This is a genomic window from Sphingomonas melonis (genome assembly GCF_013409985.1).
In the GTDB taxonomy this organism is placed as follows: Bacteria; Pseudomonadota; Alphaproteobacteria; order Sphingomonadales; family Sphingomonadaceae; genus Sphingomonas; species Sphingomonas melonis_A.
The window spans coordinates 123,682-141,981 of sequence record NZ_JACCBY010000003.1; the positions used below are offsets into that span (position 1 = coordinate 123,682).

Consider the following 18,300-nt stretch of genomic DNA (forward strand, 5'->3'; position numbering starts at 1 on the left):
CTGGCGGGGGAGGATTTGGATTACATCGCGCCGGCGCCGCCGCCCTGGGCGTGGGCGAGATGCTTTTCGATGATCGGCACCGCCGAGGTCGCGACCTGGCGGAGCGCCGGGTCCTGGCCGTCGGTGGCATAGCCCTTGTGGAGCGCCCAGGCGGTCTTATGCGCCTCGGCCTGCTGCTGCATGTACAGCGCGTCGAAGCCGTCGGCCGGCGTCGCCTTCAGCGCCGCGATCTTCGCCGCATTCGGCTCCGACAGCGCCTTGGGCGGCTTGGCGACCTTGGGCTGGGTCTTGGGCAGCGCCGCCATCAGCGCCTTGGTCGTCTGCATGTGATCGGCGATCATCTCGCGCGCGAAATCCTTGGTCGCCTGGCTCTTCGCCTTGCTGAGCGCGAGCTTGCTCGACTGGATCTCGTACATGTCGCTGTCGGCCGCCCAGGCGACGTAGTTCTGCGACGGCGTGCCGGCGAGCGGCGTGGCGCCGACCTGGGTCGGGGTCATGGTGCCGGCATCCTGCGCCATCGCGCCGGCAGATGTCGCGGCGAGGGCAATGGAACTGATGCAAATCAATATCTTGCGCATGGTCGTCTCCTGGAATCTAGCCGCCCAACGACTGCCGGTCGAAGCCGTTCCTTGGCCCGTTAGACTTGGCGAAAACTGTCCGAAAACAAACGGAAGGCCGGCTATGCTGGCGCAATCGGGACATCGCATCCGTCTCGCCATTCCGCGCAAAGCCTGTAGGGTCGGGTCATGGAGAGACTGTCCCGCTTCGCTTTTGCCCTGCTGGTCGCGACCGGCGGGGCGACCGTGCCCGCATCCGCACAGGAGGCGGCACCCGACGCGCCGCGGCGCACGCGGGTGGGGCTGGGGCCGCAATTGGTGCCAAGCTATCCGGGGTCCGATTCGTTGGGGCTGCGACCGTTCGTCGACGTGTCGCGGACGCGCGGCGACACGCCCTTCGCCTTCGAGGCGCCCGACGAAAGCGCCGGCTTTCCCATCCTGCGCGGCGCGCGGTTCCAGGTCGGCCCGGCGATCGGCTTCGAGGGGCGGCGGCGCAGCCGCGATGTCGGCGGGCGGCTGCCGAGCGTCGGCGCGACCTTCGAACTCGGCGGCTTCGTGCAATATGCGGTGAGCGACGCGCTGCGGCTGCGCGTCGAGGCGCGGCAGGGGATCGGCGGCCACAAGGGACTGATCGGCGTCGTCGGCGCGGATTATATCGCGCGCGATGCCGACCGCTGGCTGTTCTCGATCGGGCCGCGCCTCACGCTGTCGAGCGCGCGCTACAATCGCGCCTATTTCGGCGTCGGTGCCGCCGATGCGCCGCTCGCCGGCCTGCCGGCGTTCAAGGCGGATGCCGGCGTGCAGGCGGTCGGCGCCACGATCGGCGCGCTACGCCAGCTGACGCCGCATTGGGGCGTGTCGGGCTATGCGAAATACGACCGGCTGGTCAGCGATCCCGGCCGGTCGCCGGTGGTGCGGGCGTTCGGGTCACGCAACCAGCCGTCGGTGGGCGCGGCGCTGACCTATACGTTCGGCGCCGGGGTGCATTGAGGCAGGCTCAGCCGGCCGCCTCGATCGCCGACCGTGCATGCGCGGCGATCGCCTTGCGGTTGCCGGCGGCGGCGGGATCGAACGGCGGGCACAGATGCAGCGTCACCGGAAAGGTGCCGCGCCGGCGCAGCACGCGCAGCGCATGCGCGCCGCCCGGCTCGTCACCCACCCAGGCCAGTTCGGGCGTCGCCGCGCCATAATCGATCCGGATCGGCTGGACGCGCACCCCCGGCGGCGGCGGGTCGAGCGCGGCGAGCAGCGCCGCCTTGAACGGCAGCAGCGTCACGCCGTCGCCAGTGGTGCCTTCGGGAAAGACGGTGACCGGCCTGCCGGCACCGATCGCGGCGCGCAACCGGGCGATCTGCTCGGTCACCTGGAGCCGGTCGTCGCGGCTGACGAACAGCGTGCGGTTGAGCGTGCACAGCCAGCCGACCAGCGGCACGGCGCGCAATTCGCCCTTGGCGACGAAGGCGCTGCCGGTCGCCCCGGCGATGGCGAGGATGTCGATCCAGCTGAGATGATTGCTGAGGAACACGACATCGCGGCGCAGCGGCGGTCCCACCACGCGCACGCGCGCCCCGACGATATCCGCGACCAGGCCGAGGAAGCGGCGCGGCCATGGCGAGGGCCGGCGGACCAGTCGCCACAGGCCGTGCAGGGCGAGGCCGCCGAGCAAGGCGACGAGGAGCGCGAACAGGCGCGCGGCGACGCGGAGGTTGCCGATCATCGCGATCGGGGTTCTGCCACTATCGCGGTCGCGCCATTACGCCGGTGCTGCGGCGGCATGGCGGCGGCCCGGCTCAGCCCTTTCGGTCGAGGCTGACGCCGTACAATTCCATACGGTGGTCGACGAGGCGGAAGCCGAGCTTCTCGGCGATCGCCTTCTGCAGCTGTTCCAGCTCGGGATCGACGAATTCGATGACTTTGCCGGTCTCGACGTCGATGAGATGGTCGTGATGCGCTTCGGGCGAGGGTTCGTAGCGGGCGCGGCCGTCACCGAAATCGTGGCGGTCGAGGATGCCCGCCTCCTCGAACAGGCGCACGGTGCGATAGACCGTGGCGATCGAGATGCCCGGATCGATCGCCGAGGCGCGCTCATAGACCTTTTCCACATCGGGATGGTCTTCGGCTTCGGACAGCACGCGCGCGATGACGCGGCGCTGTTCGGTGATGCGCAGGCCCTTCTGATTGCACAGGGCTTCGAGATCGATCTTGCGAGGCATGACGCCAATGTAGTGCAGGTGGCTTGTTGCGAAAAGCGAAACCGACTCGCAAAAAGCGCCTGATCGAAAAAGGCTGGTCGGACAGCCGGTTGATTGCGGATGCCGACGGTCAGACGGCGCGGCGATAGGTGTGCGCGTCGAACGCCTGGCCGGTCTTGCCGCGATAGTAATTGCGCCGCTCGCCGACCTTGGCAAAGCCCTGTTCGGTATAGAGGCGGACCGCTTCATTGCCCTCGCGCACCTCGAGGTGGAGGTCGGCGATGCCGGTCGCCTGCGCCTCGGCGATCACCGCGCGGAGCAGCGCGCGGCCGACGCCGCGGCGGCGGAAGGCGGGATCGACCGCGAGCAGCAGCAGTTCGGCCTCGTCGGCGACGCTGCGCACCATCGCGAAGCCGGCGGGCGCGTCGTCGACATAAGCGAGCGTCAGCCGCACGCCCGGCATCGCCAGCACGCCGAGGCACTGGTTGCGCGTCCATGCCTCGCCGAAGCGCGGCTCGAAGGCGGCGATCATCAGCGCATCGACGGTCGCGACATCGCGGGCGTCGCCGGTGCGCAGCAGGACCTGACGCGTCGCCATCAGGCGGGCACCTTGCCGCCGGGCAGCTTGGCATCGGGCGCGCGGCCGTAGAGCGGGCGCGGCGGCAGCGTGGCGAGCGCCTCGGGCAGGAGCAGCGCGTTGGCGGCATCGGGCAGCGCCGGCTGCCCGTCGAGCGCGGGCGCGACCTGTTGCAGCCAGCGCACGCCATTGCCGACCGGATAGCGGTCGCCGAGCGCGGCGAGCGCCGCCTCGGGCTTCAGCGAGGCGAGCGCGTCGAGCGCGACGGGGCCGGGGGCGAAACCCTGGACGAACACCTCGCCATGACCGCCCTCCAGCATCACCGCGATGTCGCCGGTGCGGCCGGCGGCGAAGTCCGCGGCGGCGATCAGCGACAGGCTGGAATAGCCGGCGACGCCCGCGTCCCAGCCGAGCGCCAGCCCGCGCGCCGCGGCGATGCCGACGCGCAGGCCGGTGAAGCTGCCGGGGCCGACATCGACCAGGATATGCGCGGCGCGGCCGCCGCCGGGCAGGTCGGCGATCATCGGCAGCAATTGCTCGGCATGGCCGCGCCCGACCTCACGGTGCGCGGCGGCGATGACGCGGCCGTGTTCGATCAGCGCGACCGAGCAGGCGGCGGTGGCGGTATCGATGACGAGGATGCGGGGAGGAGCGTCGGTCATGTTCAGAAGGCTTTGCGACACGCGGGCGCGGGGGACAAGCGGGAGATGGCGTGCTTACTTCCTCGCTTTGCGCCGTGCAGGTGGCTGGCCGGTGGTGGAAGGGGGGGCATAGGACCGCGTTCGCCCTGTCCCCCTCCGTCACCGCTCCGCGGTGCGAGGGTCGATCCGTTTCCTCGTCTTGTCCGTCACCCCGGACTTGTTCCGGGGTCCACCGGGCCGCGAGGTTACCGTGTCGAACCAAGCCTTTCTCCCCGCCGCAGAGTGGACCCCGGAACAAGTCCGGGGTGACGGGGGCATAAGACGGGCGTGCGCGCGTTCCTGTGCGATTCCCCTGCCTTGGCGGGGGCTTGGGTCAAGCGATCGTGTTGAACTTCTCGAACGCGGGGCGCGGCAGGCGCTCGTGGAGGCTGGCTGGGTCGCCATAGCCGAGGGTGGCGATGAAGTTCGTCCGCACGCCCGGCTGGTCGGCGAAGAACGCCTTGTCGACCGCGCCCTGATCGAAGCCCGACATCGGTCCGGTATCGAGACCCAGCGCGCGGGCGGCGATGATGAAATAGGCGCCTTGCAGCGTCGAATTGCGGAGCGCGGAGGCGGTGCGCAATTCGGTATTGCCGTCGAACCACGCCTTGGCGTCGACGTGCGGGAACAGCTCGGGCAGGTGCTCGTGGAACTCGATGTCCATCGCGATGATGACGGCGACCGGCGCCTTCAGGATCTTGCCCTGGTTGGTGTCCGACGCGCAGGCGGCGAGCTTTGCCTTGGCCGCGTCGCTGACGCACCAGACGAGCCGCGCGGGCAACTGGTTGGCGCTGGTCGGGCCCCATTTCATCAGCTCCCAGATCGCGCGGAGCTGGTCCTCGCTCACCGGCCGGTCGGTGTAGCTGTTGTAGCTGCGCGCGGTGCGGAAGATGCGGTCGAGCGCGCTGTCGGGCAGGGGCTCGGACATCAGACGGCTCGCACTTCGGTGACCTCGGGGACGTAATATTTGAGCAATTGCTCGATGCCGCTCTTGAGCGTCGCGCTCGACGACGGGCAGCCGGCGCAGGCGCCCTGCATGCGCAGGAAGACCTTGCCCTTGTCGAAGCCGCGATAGACGATGTCGCCGCCGTCATTGGCCACCGCGGGGCGGACGCGGGTGTCGATCAGCTCGCGGATCTGGGCAACGATGTCGGCATCGGCGGGGTCGTCGGTGAAGGAGTCCTCCTCGACCGGCACGCTGAACCCGGCGCTGCCCTGGCGGAACAGCGGCATGTTGGCGGCGAAATGGTCAAGCAGGATGGCGAGCACGTCGGGCTTGAGGCTGTGCCATTCGACGCCGGGCGCCGCAGTCACCGACACGAAGTCGCGGCCGAAGAACACGCCGGTGACGTCGCCCAGCGCGAACAGCATCTCGGCGAGCGGGCTCGCCTCGGCCTCCTCGGGCGTGGCGAAGTCGCGCGTGCCGGCATCCATGACGATGCGGCCGGGCAGGAACTTGAGCGTCGCCGGGTTGGGCGTGGTTTCGGTCTCGATCAGCATGGACGTCATGTGGACCGTGGGGGGCGGGGGATCAAGCGGGCGGACGGAAAGGGATTGTTTCGGGGGGCGCGCAAATCCTCCCCCGGGGCGGGGGAGGGGATCGGTCACGCTTCGAGCTGCTTCACCGCGGCGTTCCAGGTGCGGATGTTCGCGCGCGCCTCCTGCACGAAGGCGGAGCGGCGGACGATGCCGAGGAACAGGTCGGCGATCCACTTGCCGGGATTGCGCAGCGGGCGTTCGAACTGGACGAGCAGCACCACCCGCGTGCCCTGGCTGTCGTTCCACACCTCGTGATCATAGGTGTCGTCGAACACCAGGGTCTCGCCCTCCGCCCAGCGGACGATGCGGTCGCCGACGCGCATCCGCACGTCGCCGTCGCGCGGCACGAACAGGCCGAGGTGGCAGGTGATCAGCCCCTTGGTGACGCCGCGATGCGCCGGGATATGCGTGCCGGGCGCGAGGATCGAGAAGAAGGCGCTGTTGAGCCCTGGAATCCGCGCGACCAGCGCCTGCGTCGCCGGGCAGCGCGCCAGATTGTCCTCGATCGGATAGCCATAGCCCCACAGGAAGAAGGAGCGCCATTTGTCGATCTCGGCGATCGACCGGTGATCGGGGGAGATCGTCGCGAGGCTCGGCGCGGGCTGCCCCTGCAACGCCACCGCCGCCGCCTCGTCGCGGATCGTCCGCCACGAATCGCGCAGCAGCGCGGTCCAGCCGAAATGGCGGACGTCGAGCACCGGATCGTTGGCGACCAGCGACGAGCCGGCGATCATCCGGTCGAAGACGCCGCGCAGATGCTTGCCGATCCGGATGACCAGCGGCCGTCCCGGCTCCGCGGCCAGCGCCGGAGCGTCGGGCGCGGCCGTGCCCGAGTTCCGCCACATTGCGGGGGCCGCTTCGTTGGTGCCGATCGTCATTACAGATACCATCATCGAGTCGCGCCGGGCCGTCGTCGCCCGGCTGCCCCATCGCCGCCGTGATAGTCGCGGGCTGGGGCGAAATGATGACCGAAACGAGGAGGATACGGTCACGCTGGCGGCGATGCCCGGCAACCGCTAGGGATGGGGGCTATGGCGTTCTTCCCCCGCGCGCTCGCGCCCGTACTCGTCCTCGCCCTCGCATCGGCGACCGTCGCCCAGGTCAAGGCGCCCGCCCGGCGTGCCGCTCCCGCCGCCGCCGTCGCGGCCGCGCCCGCCGCGGGGGTCAAAGTCGATCCGACGCCCTGGCTCTACAAGGGCAGCGACCTTGCGCACGATCCCGCCTGGGTCTTCGGCACGCTGCCCAACGGGCTGCGCTATGCGGTGCGCAAGAACGGCGTGCCGCCGGGGCAGGTGTCGATCCGCGTCCGCATCGACGCAGGCTCGCTGTACGAGACGGACAGCGAGCGCGGCTATGCGCATTTCATCGAGCATCTCTCGTTCCGCGGCTCGGAATATGTCCCCGACGGCGAGGCGAAGCGGGTGTGGCAGCGGTTCGGCGCGACCTTCGGATCGGACAGCAACGCCTCGACCACGCCGACGCAGACGCTCTACAAGCTCGACCTGCCCTCGGCGACCAACCAGACGGTCGACGAAAGCCTCAAGATCCTGTCGGGCATGATGGCCGCGCCGGCGCTGACCGATGCGGCGGTGTCGGCGGAACGGCCGATCGTGCTCGCCGAGCGCCGCGAACAGCCCGGCCCGCAGGTCAAGCTGCAGGACGCGATGAACCGCCTGTTCTTCGCCGGCCAGCCGCTCGCCGAACGCTCGCCGATCGGCACCGTCGAGACGCTGGAGGCGGCGACCGGGTCGAGCGTGAAGGCGTTCCACGACCGCTGGTACCGGCCGGAGCGCGCGGTGGTGATCATCTCGGGCGACATGGACCCGGCGGCGCTCGGCGAGATGGTGACGCGCCACTTCGCCGGCTGGCAGGGCCATGGCCCCAACCCGGCCGACCCGGATTTCGGCAAGCCCGATCCCAGCCAGCCGACCTCGGCGACGCTGGTCGAGCCCGGCCTGCCGCCGCTGGTGATGATGGGGGTGATGCGCCCCTGGCATTACAATGACGATACCAAGATCTTCAACCAGAAGCGGATGGTCGACACGATCGCCGCCAAGGTGATCAGCCGGCGACTGGAACGGCGGGCGCGCGCGGGCGCGAGCTTCGTGCAGGCGGGCGTCGACCTCGACGACCGCTCGCGCTCGGCCAATATGACCTCGGTGCTGATCCTGCCGGTCGGCGACCAGTGGGAACAGGCGCTGAAGGACGTGCGCGCGGTGATCGCCGATGCGCAGAACAGCGCGCCGACCCAGGCGGAGATCGACCGCGAATATGCCGATTACGAGGTCGCGATCCGCAACAGCGTCGAGACCGCGCGGGTCGAGGCGAGCGCCAAGCAGGCCGACGACATGGCCGGCGCGCTCGACATCCGCGAGACGGTGACCGCGCCCGAGAACAGCTATGCCATCCTGACCGAAGCCAAGCAGAAGGGGATGTTCAACCCCGCCGCGGTGCTCGCCTCGTCGAAGAAGCTGTTCGAGGGCGACGCCACCCGTGCGCTCGTCAACACCCGCACCGCGGAGAAGGGGACGGCGGAGAAGCTCGCCGCCGCGCTCAAGGCGGACGTGTCGACGCTGACGATCAAGCGCGCCAACCAGGCCGCGGTCGACTTCACCAAGCTGCCGGCGCTCGGTGCGCCCGGCACGGTCGCCGCGCGCACGCCGCTCACCGGCCTGCCCGCCGAGAAGGTCGTGTTCGCCAATGGCGTGCGGATGCTGCTGTTCCCCAATCCCGACGATACCGGTCGCGTCTTCGTTCGCGTGCGGTTCGGCAACGGCTATAATGCCTTGCCCGCCAACCGGCCGAGCCCGGCATGGGCCGGCGACCTCGCGCTGATGGAAAGCGGCATCGGAACGCTGGGGCAGGACGACCTCGACCAGCTCACCGCGGGGCGGCAGCTCGGCCTCGACTTCGGCATCGACGAGGATACCTTCTCGATCGCCGCGCTGAGCAGCCCCAAGGATTATGCCGACGAACTGACGCTGATCGCCGCCAAGCTGGCGCATCCGCGCTGGGACCCGGCGCCGGTGGCGCGCGCCAAGTCGGCGGCGCTGACCGCGATCCCCGGCTATGATTCGTCGGCGGACGGCGTGTTGTCGCGCGATCTGGAAGGGCTGCTCCACGCCGGCGATCCGCGCTGGGCGACGCCCGATGCCAAGGCGGTGGCGGCGCTGACCCCCAAGGCGTTCCAGGCGTTCTGGGCGCCGCTGCTCGCCAGCGGCCCGATCGAGGTCGACGTGTTCGGCGACGTCAAGGCGGACGAGGCGATCGCCGCGGTGGCCAAGAGCCTCGGCGCGATCCCGCCGCGTACCGCGCCGACGGCGGCGGCGCCGCCGGTGCGCTTCCCCGCGCATGTCGCGACGCCGGTGCTGCGCTACCATAACGGCCCCGACAATCAGGCGAGCGCGGTGATCGCCTGGCCGACCGGCGCCGGCGTCGCCGACATCGCCGAGGCGCGCCGTCTCGACGTGCTGGCGCAGGTGTTCAGCGACCGGTTGTTCGAGCGGATGCGCCAGGCGGCGGGCGCGAGCTACAGCCCCGGCGTCGCAAGCAGCTGGCCCAAGGGCCTGCCCGGCGGCGGCCGGCTGATGGCGGTGAGCCAGGTCGCGCCGGCGAACGTCGACCTGTTCTTCCGCCTGTCGCGCGAGATTGCCGCGGACCTGGCCAAGAACCCGGTCAGCGCCGACGAACTGGCCCGCGTGAAGGGGCCGCTGCAGCAGGTTTATGCCCGCGCCGCGACGAGCAGCCTGTTCTGGCTGCGCGAGCTGTCGGGCGGGGCGTATGACGACCGCCGGCTGGAGGCGACGCGGCGTCTCGGCCGCGACTTCGGCGACGTGACGCCCGAGGTGTTGCAGGCGACGGCGGCGAAATATCTGGTGCCGGCGAAGGACTGGACGCTGGCGGTGCTGCCGCGAAAGGGGAAGTGAGCTAATCCTCCCCCGCCAGGCCAGGGGGAGGGGGACCAGCGTAGCTGGTGGAGGGGGCGGACAGGGTGGAGCTGGGCGGCTCTAAACGGAACCGGGATCAGGCGCGGGCGCTCCGCCGCCGGTTGACGTTGCCGGAAGTCCTGTTGTGGCGGGAGCTGCGTGGGTTGCCGGTGCGGTTCCGCAAACAGGCGCCGGCCGATCCTTACGTGCTCGACTTCTATTGCGCCAAGGCGAAGCTGGTGATCGAGGTTGACGGCGAGGCGCACGATCGTGGCGACCGGCCAGTCCGTGATGCGCGGCGCGATGCGTGGCTGGCGGAGCGGGGGATCAAGACACTGCGGATACCGGCGCGGGACGTGTTGACAGAGCTAGATGCGGTGATGCGGCTCATCCTTTCGGAGTTGGCCGCCTGCGGAAACGCCCCCTCCACCACCCGGCTACGCCGGGCGGTCCCCCTCCCCCGCTAAAGCGAGGGAGGAATTGCTCTTTTTAGGTCCTCCCCCGCCAGGGGGAGGTGGCGCGCCGAAGGCGTGACGGAGGGGGAGGATAGGGCGGGAGCCCCGCGAGGTTCCATCTCACCCCCGATACAAAGCGTCCAGCCGCTCGCCGTAGACCTTGCGGATCACGTGGTGGCGGATCTTGAGGCTCGGCGTCAATTGCTCGTTCTCGATCGTGAACGGTTCGTCCGCCAGCACGAAGCGGCGGATGCGTTCGGTCACCGACAGGTCCTTGATCCCCCGCTCGACCGCGCTGAGCGGGGGATCAAGACGCTGCGGATACCGGCACGGGACGTGTTGACAGAGCTAGATGCGGTGATGCGGCTCATCCTCGCGGAGTTGGCCGCCTGCGGAAACGCCCCCTCCACCACCCGCTGACGCGGGCGGTCCCCCTCCCCCGCTAAAGCGAGGGAGGAATTGTTCTTTCCAGGTCCTCCCCCGCCAGGGGGAGGTGGCGCGCCGAAGGCGTGACGGAGGGGGAGGATAGGGCGGGAGCCTCGCGAGGTTCCATCTCACCCCCGATACAAAGCGTCCAGCCGCTCGCCGTAGACCTTGCGGATCACGTGGCGGCGGATCTTGAGGCTCGGCGTCAATTGCTCGTTCTCGATCGTGAACGGTTCGTCCGCCAGCACGAAGCGGCGGATGCGTTCGGTCACCGACAGGTCCTTGTTCACCCGCTCGACCGCATGGCCGATCGCGGTGCGATATTCGCTGTTCTCCGCCAGCCGCTCGAACTTGCAGAGCGTGCCGTTGGCCGCACACCATTCCTGCGTCCATTCGGGGTCGGGGACGATCAGCGCGACCATATAGGGGCGGCGATCGCCCGCGATCATCGCCTGCACGATCTCGGGCTGCAGCGTCAGCATGCCCTCGACCTTCTGCGGCGCGACATTCTCGCCCTTGTCGTTGATGATGAGGTCTTTCTTGCGGTCGGTGATCGCGATCCGGCCAGCGGGGTCGATCTCGCCGATGTCGCCGGTGTGCAGCCAGCCGTCGCGCAGCACCCGCGCCGTCTCCGCCTCGTTGCGCCAATAGCCGTGCATCACCAGCTCGCCGCGCACCAGGATCTCGCCATCCTCGGCGATGCGCACCTCGGTATCGACCAGCGGCGGGCCGACCGAATCCATGCGGATGCCGGCGCTCGGCCGGTTGCACGAGATCACCGGTGCGGCCTCGGTCTGGCCATAGCCTTGCAGGAAGGTGACGCCGAGCGACTGGAAGAACAGCCCGACCTCCGGGTTGAGCGGGGCGCCGCCCGACACCATCGCCTTCATCCGTCCGCCGAACTTCCTGGCGATCTTCGGCTTGAACACGGTGCGCACCAGCAATTGCGCCGGCCGGTCGATCAGCCGCAGCGTGCCGGCATTCTCCCGGGCGCCGACGTCGAGCGCCTTGGCGAGCAGATAGGCGGACAGGCCGCCCTGTTTCTCGATCGCCTTGCTGATCCGCGTGCGCAGCACCTCGAACAGGCGGGGGACGACGAACATGATCGTCGGGCGCACCTCCTCGATATTGGCGGCGAGCCGGTCGAGCCCCTCGGCATAATAGATCTGCCCGCCGAGCGAGATCGGCAGATGCTGGCCGCCGGTATGTTCATAGGCGTGGCTGAGCGGCAGGAACGACAGGAACACTTCGTCGCCCGCGCCGAAATCCTCCGCGATGATCGTCGCGCAGCCGTTGCAATTGTGCAGGATCGCGCCGTGATGCTGCATCACCCCGCGCGGCGCGCCGCCGGTGCCGCTGGTGTAGATGATGCAGGCGAGATCGCCGCGCTGGAAGGTCGCCTGCGCCGCGGCGGCGGCGGGATCGGTCGGGTGATCGGCGATCAGCTTGCGCCAGTCGTGGAAGTCGATGCCCGCGGACGGCGCGCGCATGGGATCGATGCCGATGACGATCTGGCCCTGGTTCGAGCGCAGCACCGCGGTGAGCACCGTGCGCGCCAGCTTGTCGGTCGAGACGATGATGCCGCAGGCGCCCGAATCGGCGATGATATGCGCGTGGTCGCGCTCGGTATTGGTGATGTAGGCCGGGACGGTGACGCAGCCCGCCGCCATGATGGCGAGGTCGCTGATGCACCATTCGGGGCGGTTCTCGCTGACCAGCATCACCCGGTCGCCCGGCTTCATGCCGATCGCCTTCAGCCCGGCGGCGAGGCTGGCGACCTGTCGCGCCGCCTCCGCCCAGCTCGTCGCGACCCAATTGCCGTCGCGCTTCGCCCACAGGAAGGGCGCGTCGCCCCGCTCGTGCGCGCGGCGGAAGAACATCGTGACGAGATTGGGGAAATGCTCGAGGGTGGCCATGGTCTCTCCTGTCGCGGCGCTGCTCGTCGGCCCGCCGTCCGTTATTCCGAGGGGCGGTTGGCGGCCGGCGTCATGCGCGCGGGATCGCTGACGCGGCCGTCCTCGCCGATGGCGACGCCCTCGCTGCGCGGATCGGCGGCGCCGACCCAGCGGCCGTCGCGCCATTCGATCGCATTGGCCTTCAGCCCCAGCGGCGCGATCTCGGTCCGCTCGCCGAGCGCGGCCAGCGCCGGCTGCATCGCCGCGGCGGCGGTGCCGGCCTCCAGCGTCGCGACCGGGCCGGGGGCGTAGACGAGGCCGAGCGCGATCGCGTCCTGCGCCGAGAGGTTCCAGTCGAGCACGCCGATCAGCGCCTTGGCGATCTGCGCGATGATCGTCGATCCGCCGGCCGCGCCGACCGCCAGCCGCACCCGGCCGCGCGCGTCGTAGACGATGGTGGGGGCCATCGAGCTGCGCGGCCGCTTGCCGCCCTCGACCCGGTTGGCGACGAGATAGCCGGCATCGACGGGGACGATGTCGAAGTCGGTCAGCTGGTTGTTCAGCACCGTGCCGTCGACGACCAGGCCCGATCCGAACGGCCCCTCGACCGTGGTGGTCACCTCGACGACGTTGCCGTCGCGGTCGGCGACGGCGAGGTCGGTGGTGCCGGCAACCTCGCTGACCGGCGCAGGCGTGCGCGCGGGTGCGCCCGGCGGGGTGCCCGCGGCGACGCTGGCCATCGTCCGGTCGGGCGCGATCAGCGCCGAGCGGGTGGCGAGATAACCGGCATCGAGCAGGCCCTTCACCGGCACGCGCACATAATCGGGATCGCCGACGTAGAGGTTGCGGTCGGCATAGGCGAGGCGCGCGCTTTCGGCGAACAGATGCCACGCGACGGGCGAGTCCTTGCCGAGCTTCGCCATGTCGAACCGTTCGAGCTGCTTGAGGATCATCAGCACGGTGATCCCGCCCGACGACGGCGGACCCATGCCGCAGATCCGGTAGCTGCGGTACGGCACGCACAGCTCGGGCCGCGACTTGGCGTCGTAGCTGGCGAGATCGCCGGTGGTCATGCGCGACGGGTTGCGCGCGGCGCCGTTGACCGTGGCGACGAGCTTGGCGGCCTGCGGCCCGACGTAGAAGCTGTCGGGGCCGTGGCTGGCGATCCGCTGGAGCAAGGCGGCCTGGGCGGGATTGCGGACGATGCCGTCGGCGGGGACGGTGAAGGCTGCCCGCGCCTCGGGCGTCAGGTGGGCGCCATAGGACGCGATCGCGTTGCGGAAGCGCGGGCTGGCGCGAAAGCCGTCGCGGGCGAGGCGGATCGCCGGCTGGAACAGCCGCGCCCATGGGAGCTTGCCCGAGCGGCGATGCGCCAGCGCCATGCCGCGCAGCGCGCCGGGCACGCCGACGCTGCGGCCGCCCGGCACCGCCTCGGCATGGCTCATCGGCCGGCCGGCCGCGTCGTAGAACCAGCGCGGCGTCGCCGCGGCGGGGGCGGTCTCGCGTGCGTCGATCGTCGTCACCCGGCCGGTCTTCGCCGCGTGGCTGACCCAGAAGCTGCCGCCGCCGATCCCCGAACTCTGCGGCTCGACGACGTTGAGCGCGAGCATCGTCGCGATCGCCGCGTCGGTGGCGCTGCCGCCCGCCTTCAGGATCTCGACGCCGGCCGCCGCGGCGCGCGGGTCGGCGGCGCTGACCATGCCGGGGGCCTTGGGCGGCGGAGCCGCAGCGGGAGCCTTGGCCAGCGCCGGAGCACTGACCGCCGCGAGGGCAAGCGCGATCGGAAGGACGTTCATCGCGGCAAAGCCTAACGGCTGGTCCGCCGAGGGCAAGCCGTTACGCCGTCGCGGCGGCGACGACATCGGCGAAGCCGTCGCGGGCGAGGCAGCTATCGAGTTGGGCGAGCATGGCTTTCGCGAGGCCGGGACCTTCGTACACCAGCGCCGAATAGAGCTGCACCAGCCGTGCGCCGGCGCGGATACGGGCATAGGCCTCCGCCCCGCTGTCGATGCCGCCCGCGGCGATCAGCGCGATGCCGCCGCCGGTGGCGCTGCGCACGTCGGCGAGTCGCTGCCGGGCAAGCGCGGCGAGCGGTGCGCCTGACAGGCCGCCGGTTTCGTCGCGATGCCTGGAGCGCAGCGGCGGGCGCGAGACGGTGGTGTTGCCCATGATGATCGCATCGAGCCGGTGGCCGATCGCGGCGCGGGCGATGCCGTCGATCGCCGCCGCGTCGAGATCGGGCGCGACCTTGAGGAACAAGGGTGTCGATCCGCGCGCCGCGGTGCAGGCGGCGAGCAGCTCGTCGAGCGCCGCGCCATGCTGGAGATCGCGGAGGCCGGGGGTGTTCGGCGAGGAGATGTTGATCGTGACGTAATCGGCAATCGGCGCGGCGGCGGAGACGCCGGCGACATAATCGGCGACGCGGTCGCTCGCGTCCTTGTTGGCGCCGACGTTGATGCCGAGGCGACCGGCACCGCGCCGGGCGGTGCGGGCGCGGGCGAGCCCCGCCTCCAGTCCGCCGTTGTTGAAGCCCATCCGGTTGATCACCGCGCGGTCGGCGGCGAGCCGGAACAGCCGCGGTCTGGGGTTGCCGGGCTGGGGCAGGGGGGTGAGCGTGCCGATCTCGACCGCGCCGAAGCCGAGGCCGAACAGCCCCTCGATCGCCACGCCGTCCTTGTCGAGCCCGGCGGCGACGCCGAGCGGGTTGGCGAAGTCGAGATCGCCGATGCGGGTGGCGAGGCGGGGATTGGGTTTGGCGGCGGGTGCGGGCAGCTTCGCGCGCAGCGCCAGCGCCTTGAGCGTCAGCGCATGGGCACGCTCGGCATCGAGCGCGAAGAGCAGCGGGCGGAGGGCGTAGGACATGGGGGCGCCCATCGCATCGCGGACGGCGGAGGTCAAAGCACGGGTTGCGTCCACCCCTTCGTCATCCCCGCGAAGGCGGGGATCCATAAACGCTGACGCTCCGATTAAGCCACTATCGTGGCGTCTATGGATCCCCGCCTTCGCGGGGATGACGGTAGAGGGGATTGGGATGCTCCCTCGTTCACACTGATCGCCCATCCCGGCTTGACCGCGGCGCACAAAACCCTATCTCGCAATCGGATCGAATTGATCCGATTTGCGAAACGCTCGCAACAACACGACCGGAGCCGATGCGACTTTCCAGCCTTGCCGATTATGCCGTGGTGATGATGTCCGCTGCCGCGCGGCATTGCGGCGGCGCGGCGCGGCTGAATGCGACGCTGCTCGCCGAGGAAACCGGCGTGCCGTTGCCGACCGCGCAGAAGCTGGTCAGCCGCCTGTCCAGCGCCGGCCTGATCGAGAGTGCGCGTGGCACCGGTGGCGGCTTCCGCCTCGCGCGGCCCGCCGCGGCAATCAGCCTCGCCGATATCGTCGAGGCGGTCGAGGGGCCGATCCAGATGACGTCCTGTGTCGAGGGTAGCCGGCACGAATGCGGGCTGGAAGGCAATTGCCTGGTCCGGCCGCATTGGGGGATCGTCAACGAGGCGGTCCGCGGCGCGCTCGCCGGCGTATCGCTCGCCCGCCTTTCGCGCGCTCCCATCCACGATCCCATTCCCGCTCCGCTGAGCGAACAGGTGTAACCATGGCGACCAAGAACGCAGAGGCCTATGCGGCCGTCTCCAAGACCTACGAATGGGGCTTTTCGTCCGATATCGAACAGGATTTCGCGCCCAAGGGGCTGAGCGAGGATACGGTTCGCTATATCAGCGCCAAGAAGAACGAGCCCGAATGGATGCTCGACTGGCGGCTGAAGGCCTTCCGCATGTGGCAGACGATGGCGGCGCCCGACTGGGCCAAGCTCAACGTCCCGCCGATCGACTATCAGGACGCTTATTATTACGCCGAGCCCAAGGCGAAGCCCAAGCTCGGCTCGCTCGACGAGGTTGATCCCGAGATCCTGCGCGTCTATGAAAAGCTCGGCATCCCCATTGCCGAGCAGAAGATGCTCGCCGGGGTCGAGGATCTCGATGCCGAGGGCAATCCGAAGCGCCGCGTCGCGGTGGATGCGGTGTTCGACAGTGTTTCGGTCGCGACCACCTTCCGCAAGGAGCTGGAGGCCGCGGGCGTCATCTTCCGCTCGATCAGCGAGGCGATCCGCGAATATCCCGACCTCGTCCGCAAGTGGCTGGGCAAGGTCGTGCCGCAGCGCGACAATTATTTCGCGACGCTCAATTCGGCGGTCTTTTCGGACGGGACGTTCGTCTACATTCCCGAAGGCGTGCGCTGCCCGATGGAACTGTCGACCTATTTCCGGATCAATGCGGAAAATACCGGCCAGTTCGAGCGGACGCTGATCGTCGCCGACAAGGGCTCGTACGTCTCCTATCTGGAAGGCTGCACCGCGCCGATGCGCGACGAGAACCAGCTCCACGCCGCGGTGGTGGAACTGGTCGCGCTCGACGATGCCGAGATCAAATATTCGACCGTGCAGAACTGGTATCCCGGCGACGAGAACGGCGTCGGCGGCATCTATAACTTTGTCACCAAGCGCGCGCTCTGCCAGGGCCGGAACAGCAAGGTGTCGTGGACGCAGGTCGAGACCGGATCGGCGATCACCTGGAAATATCCGAGCTGCGTGCTCGCGGGCGAGAACAGCGTCGGTGAATTCTATTCGGTCGCGGTGACCAACAACCGCCAGCAGGCGGATACCGGCACCAAGATGATCCACCTCGGCAAGGGATCGCGCTCGACGATCGTGTCGAAGGGGATTTCGGCGGGGCGGTCGGACAATACCTATCGCGGTCTGGTCCGCGTCGGGCCGACGGCGGAGAATGTCCGCAACTTCACGCAATGCGATTCGCTGCTGCTCGGCGACCAGTGCGGCGCGCATACCGTGCCCTATATCGAGGTGAAGAACCCCTCGGCGCAGATCGAGCATGAGGCGACGACCTCGAAGATCAGCGAGGACCAGCTGTTCTATGCGATGAGCCGCGGGCTCGATCAGGAGGCGGCGGTGGCGCTGATCGTCAACGGCTTCGCGCGCGAGGTGCTGCAACAGCTGCCGATGGAATTCGCGGTCGAGGCGCAGAAGCTGCTCGGGATCAGCCTTGAAGGCTCGGTAGGGTAAGGTTGGATGGGGATGCGGGTGACGGTCTCGGTGAGACTTCCCCCACCCCAACCCCTCCCCTGAAGGGGAGGGGCTTTAAGGAAGAACGATGCTCAAGATTGAAAACCTTCACGCCGAGATCGATGGCAAGCCGATCCTCAAGGGGCTGACCCTCGAAGTGAATGCGGGCGAGATCCATGCGATCATGGGGCCGAACGGCGCGGGCAAGTCGACGCTCGGTTACGTCCTCGGCGGGCGGCCGGGCTATGAGGTGACGGAGGGGTCGATCACCTTCGACGGGCAGGATTTGCTGGAGCTTGCTCCCAACGAGCGCGCCGCGGCGGGTGTCTTCCTCGGCTTCCAATATCCGGTCGAGATCCCCGGCGTCAGCAACGTCCAGTTCCTGCGCGAGGCGCTCAACGCGCAGCGCGGCGTGCGTGGTGAGAAGCCGCTGTCGGGGGCCGAGTTCCTCAAGCTCGCGCGCGAGGAGGCGCGCAAGCTCGACATGGATGCCGAGATGCTCAAGCGCCCGGTCAACGTCGGTTTCTCCGGCGGCGAGAAGAAGCGCAATGAGATGGTCCAGATGGGCGTCGTCAACCCCAAGTTCGCGATCCTCGACGAGACCGACAGCGGGCTCGACATCGACGCGCTGCGGATCGTCGGCGACGGCATCAACCGCATCATGCGCGCCCCCGACAAGGCGGTGCTGCTGATCACCCATTACCAGCGGCTGCTCGATTACGTGCGGCCCGACGTCGTCCATGTGCTCGCCGACGGGCGTATCGTGCGGACCGGCGGCGCCGACCTGGCGCATGAGCTGGAGCGCGAGGGCTATGCGGGGGTGACGGCGTGATTGTCGTTCACGCGAAGGCGCGAAGGCGCGAAGAGGGCGCGTCGCCTGGCGCGCCGTCTGGTGTCCTCGATACGGTTTTTGTTCGCGCGGGGGCGCGGAGGCGCGGAGATTGCGTCGCCGGAGGCGTGCTCC

Annotated in this window: 18 protein-coding genes; 6 read left to right on the forward strand and 12 right to left on the reverse strand. The window is 69.4% G+C overall.

Features of this window, described 5'->3' with window-relative positions; translation table 11 throughout:
• Positions 1-20: 20 nt before the first annotated feature.
• Complete coding sequence (locus tag HD841_RS11295) at positions 21-578, reverse strand: DUF4142 domain-containing protein (RefSeq protein ID WP_179509004.1); 558 nt, start codon at positions 576-578, stop codon at positions 21-23.
• 168 nt (positions 579-746) lie between these two features.
• On the opposite strand from HD841_RS11295, the gene HD841_RS11300 reads away from it, so the two are divergent.
• On the forward strand, positions 747-1,547 hold the full coding sequence (locus HD841_RS11300) for a MipA/OmpV family protein (RefSeq protein WP_179509005.1): 801 nt from the start codon (positions 747-749) through the stop codon (positions 1,545-1,547).
• A 7-nt stretch (positions 1,548-1,554) separates the two neighbouring features.
• On the opposite strand, the gene HD841_RS11305 is transcribed toward HD841_RS11300, so the two are convergent.
• The 7 genes from HD841_RS11305 to HD841_RS11335 form a co-directional block, all read right to left on the reverse strand.
• Positions 1,555-2,274, reverse strand: coding sequence for a lysophospholipid acyltransferase family protein (locus tag HD841_RS11305; RefSeq protein ID WP_179509006.1), 720 nt, complete (start codon positions 2,272-2,274; stop codon positions 1,555-1,557).
• 73 nt (positions 2,275-2,347) lie between these two features.
• Complete coding sequence (locus HD841_RS11310) at positions 2,348-2,770, reverse strand: Fur family transcriptional regulator (protein ID WP_179509007.1); 423 nt, start codon at positions 2,768-2,770, stop codon at positions 2,348-2,350.
• Positions 2,771-2,879: 109 nt separating this feature from the next.
• The gene (rimI, locus tag HD841_RS11315; protein ID WP_179509008.1) at positions 2,880-3,347 is read right to left on the reverse strand and encodes a ribosomal protein S18-alanine N-acetyltransferase; all 468 of its coding nucleotides are present in this window, start codon (positions 3,345-3,347) and stop codon (positions 2,880-2,882) included.
• Positions 3,347-3,988, reverse strand: coding sequence for a tRNA (adenosine(37)-N6)-threonylcarbamoyltransferase complex dimerization subunit type 1 TsaB (tsaB, locus tag HD841_RS11320; protein ID WP_179509009.1), 642 nt, complete (start codon positions 3,986-3,988; stop codon positions 3,347-3,349). The genes rimI and tsaB overlap by 1 nt, the downstream gene beginning before the upstream one ends.
• Positions 3,989-4,340: 352 nt before the next feature.
• A complete protein-coding gene (locus tag HD841_RS11325; RefSeq protein ID WP_179509010.1) occupies positions 4,341-4,934 on the reverse strand; it encodes a malonic semialdehyde reductase in 594 nt (197 codons plus the stop codon).
• Positions 4,934-5,506, reverse strand: coding sequence for a NifU family protein (locus tag HD841_RS11330; protein WP_179509011.1), 573 nt, complete (start codon positions 5,504-5,506; stop codon positions 4,934-4,936). Before HD841_RS11330 ends, HD841_RS11325 begins: the two co-directional genes overlap by 1 nt.
• A gap of 104 nt (positions 5,507-5,610) precedes the next feature.
• Positions 5,611-6,423, reverse strand: coding sequence for an aspartyl/asparaginyl beta-hydroxylase domain-containing protein (locus HD841_RS11335; RefSeq protein ID WP_179509012.1), 813 nt, complete (start codon positions 6,421-6,423; stop codon positions 5,611-5,613).
• A gap of 153 nt (positions 6,424-6,576) precedes the next feature.
• Here HD841_RS11335 and HD841_RS11340 point away from each other — a divergent pair, with 153 nt between their 5' ends.
• A complete protein-coding gene (locus HD841_RS11340; protein WP_179509013.1) occupies positions 6,577-9,471 on the forward strand; it encodes a M16 family metallopeptidase in 2,895 nt (964 codons plus the stop codon).
• Positions 9,472-9,536: 65 nt separating this feature from the next.
• Positions 9,537-9,938 carry an endonuclease domain-containing protein gene (locus tag HD841_RS11345; protein ID WP_373562999.1) on the forward strand — a complete coding sequence of 134 codons (402 nt, stop codon included), beginning with the start codon at positions 9,537-9,539 and terminating at the stop codon, positions 9,936-9,938.
• A 108-nt stretch (positions 9,939-10,046) separates the two neighbouring features.
• Here the strand turns inward: HD841_RS11345 and HD841_RS11350 are convergent, their stop codons facing one another.
• The 4 genes from HD841_RS11350 to HD841_RS11365 all read right to left on the reverse strand — a co-directional run bounded on the left by HD841_RS11350 (position 10,047) and on the right by HD841_RS11365 (position 15,109).
• Positions 10,047-10,190 carry a hypothetical protein gene (locus tag HD841_RS11350; RefSeq protein ID WP_179509014.1) on the reverse strand — a complete coding sequence of 48 codons (144 nt, stop codon included), beginning with the start codon at positions 10,188-10,190 and terminating at the stop codon, positions 10,047-10,049.
• Positions 10,191-10,480: 290 nt separating this feature from the next.
• Positions 10,481-12,268 (reverse strand): AMP-dependent synthetase/ligase, encoded by a 1,788-nt coding sequence (locus HD841_RS11355; protein ID WP_179509015.1) that lies wholly within the window; start codon positions 12,266-12,268, stop codon positions 10,481-10,483.
• A gap of 41 nt (positions 12,269-12,309) precedes the next feature.
• On the reverse strand, positions 12,310-14,043 hold the full coding sequence (gene ggt, locus HD841_RS11360; protein WP_179509016.1) for a gamma-glutamyltransferase: 1,734 nt from the start codon (positions 14,041-14,043) through the stop codon (positions 12,310-12,312).
• Between the two features lie 40 nt (positions 14,044-14,083).
• Positions 14,084-15,109, reverse strand: coding sequence for a quinone-dependent dihydroorotate dehydrogenase (locus HD841_RS11365; protein WP_257015458.1), 1,026 nt, complete (start codon positions 15,107-15,109; stop codon positions 14,084-14,086).
• A 290-nt stretch (positions 15,110-15,399) separates the two neighbouring features.
• Here HD841_RS11365 and HD841_RS11370 point away from each other — a divergent pair, with 290 nt between their 5' ends.
• From HD841_RS11370 to sufC, 3 genes are all read left to right on the forward strand, one after another.
• The gene (locus HD841_RS11370) at positions 15,400-15,849 is read left to right on the forward strand and encodes an SUF system Fe-S cluster assembly regulator (RefSeq protein WP_052075566.1); all 450 of its coding nucleotides are present in this window, start codon (positions 15,400-15,402) and stop codon (positions 15,847-15,849) included.
• Positions 15,850-15,851: 2 nt separating this feature from the next.
• Positions 15,852-17,336, forward strand: a complete 1,485-nt coding sequence (gene sufB, locus HD841_RS11375) for a Fe-S cluster assembly protein SufB (protein ID WP_179509017.1) — start codon at positions 15,852-15,854, stop codon at positions 17,334-17,336.
• 88 nt (positions 17,337-17,424) lie between these two features.
• Positions 17,425-18,168 carry a Fe-S cluster assembly ATPase SufC gene (gene sufC / locus HD841_RS11380; protein WP_137897418.1) on the forward strand — a complete coding sequence of 248 codons (744 nt, stop codon included), beginning with the start codon at positions 17,425-17,427 and terminating at the stop codon, positions 18,166-18,168.
• The last annotated feature ends 132 nt before the right edge of the window (positions 18,169-18,300 follow it).

Bases quoted from the DNA above. Each gene is read 5' to 3' on its own strand.
- HD841_RS11295 (WP_179509004.1), bottom strand. From the start codon at position 578: ATGCGCAAGATATTGATTTGCATCAGTTCCATTGCCCTCGCCGCGACA.
- HD841_RS11300 (WP_179509005.1), top strand. From the start codon at position 747: ATGGAGAGACTGTCCCGCTTCGCTTTTGCCCTGCTGGTCGCGACCGGC.
- HD841_RS11305 (WP_179509006.1), bottom strand. From the start codon at position 2,274: ATGATCGGCAACCTCCGCGTCGCCGCGCGCCTGTTCGCGCTCCTCGTC.
- HD841_RS11310 (WP_179509007.1), bottom strand. From the start codon at position 2,770: ATGCCTCGCAAGATCGATCTCGAAGCCCTGTGCAATCAGAAGGGCCTG.
- rimI (WP_179509008.1), bottom strand. From the start codon at position 3,347: ATGGCGACGCGTCAGGTCCTGCTGCGCACCGGCGACGCCCGCGATGTC.
- tsaB (WP_179509009.1), bottom strand. From the start codon at position 3,988: ATGACCGACGCTCCTCCCCGCATCCTCGTCATCGATACCGCCACCGCC.
- HD841_RS11325 (WP_179509010.1), bottom strand. From the start codon at position 4,934: ATGTCCGAGCCCCTGCCCGACAGCGCGCTCGACCGCATCTTCCGCACC.
- HD841_RS11330 (WP_179509011.1), bottom strand. From the start codon at position 5,506: ATGCTGATCGAGACCGAAACCACGCCCAACCCGGCGACGCTCAAGTTC.
- HD841_RS11335 (WP_179509012.1), bottom strand. From the start codon at position 6,423: ATGACGATCGGCACCAACGAAGCGGCCCCCGCAATGTGGCGGAACTCG.
- HD841_RS11340 (WP_179509013.1), top strand. From the start codon at position 6,577: ATGGCGTTCTTCCCCCGCGCGCTCGCGCCCGTACTCGTCCTCGCCCTC.
- HD841_RS11355 (WP_179509015.1), bottom strand. From the start codon at position 12,268: ATGGCCACCCTCGAGCATTTCCCCAATCTCGTCACGATGTTCTTCCGC.
- ggt (WP_179509016.1), bottom strand. From the start codon at position 14,043: ATGAACGTCCTTCCGATCGCGCTTGCCCTCGCGGCGGTCAGTGCTCCG.
- HD841_RS11365 (WP_257015458.1), bottom strand. From the start codon at position 15,109: ATGTCCTACGCCCTCCGCCCGCTGCTCTTCGCGCTCGATGCCGAGCGT.
- HD841_RS11370 (WP_052075566.1), top strand. From the start codon at position 15,400: ATGCGACTTTCCAGCCTTGCCGATTATGCCGTGGTGATGATGTCCGCT.
- sufB (WP_179509017.1), top strand. From the start codon at position 15,852: ATGGCGACCAAGAACGCAGAGGCCTATGCGGCCGTCTCCAAGACCTAC.
- sufC (WP_137897418.1), top strand. From the start codon at position 17,425: ATGCTCAAGATTGAAAACCTTCACGCCGAGATCGATGGCAAGCCGATC.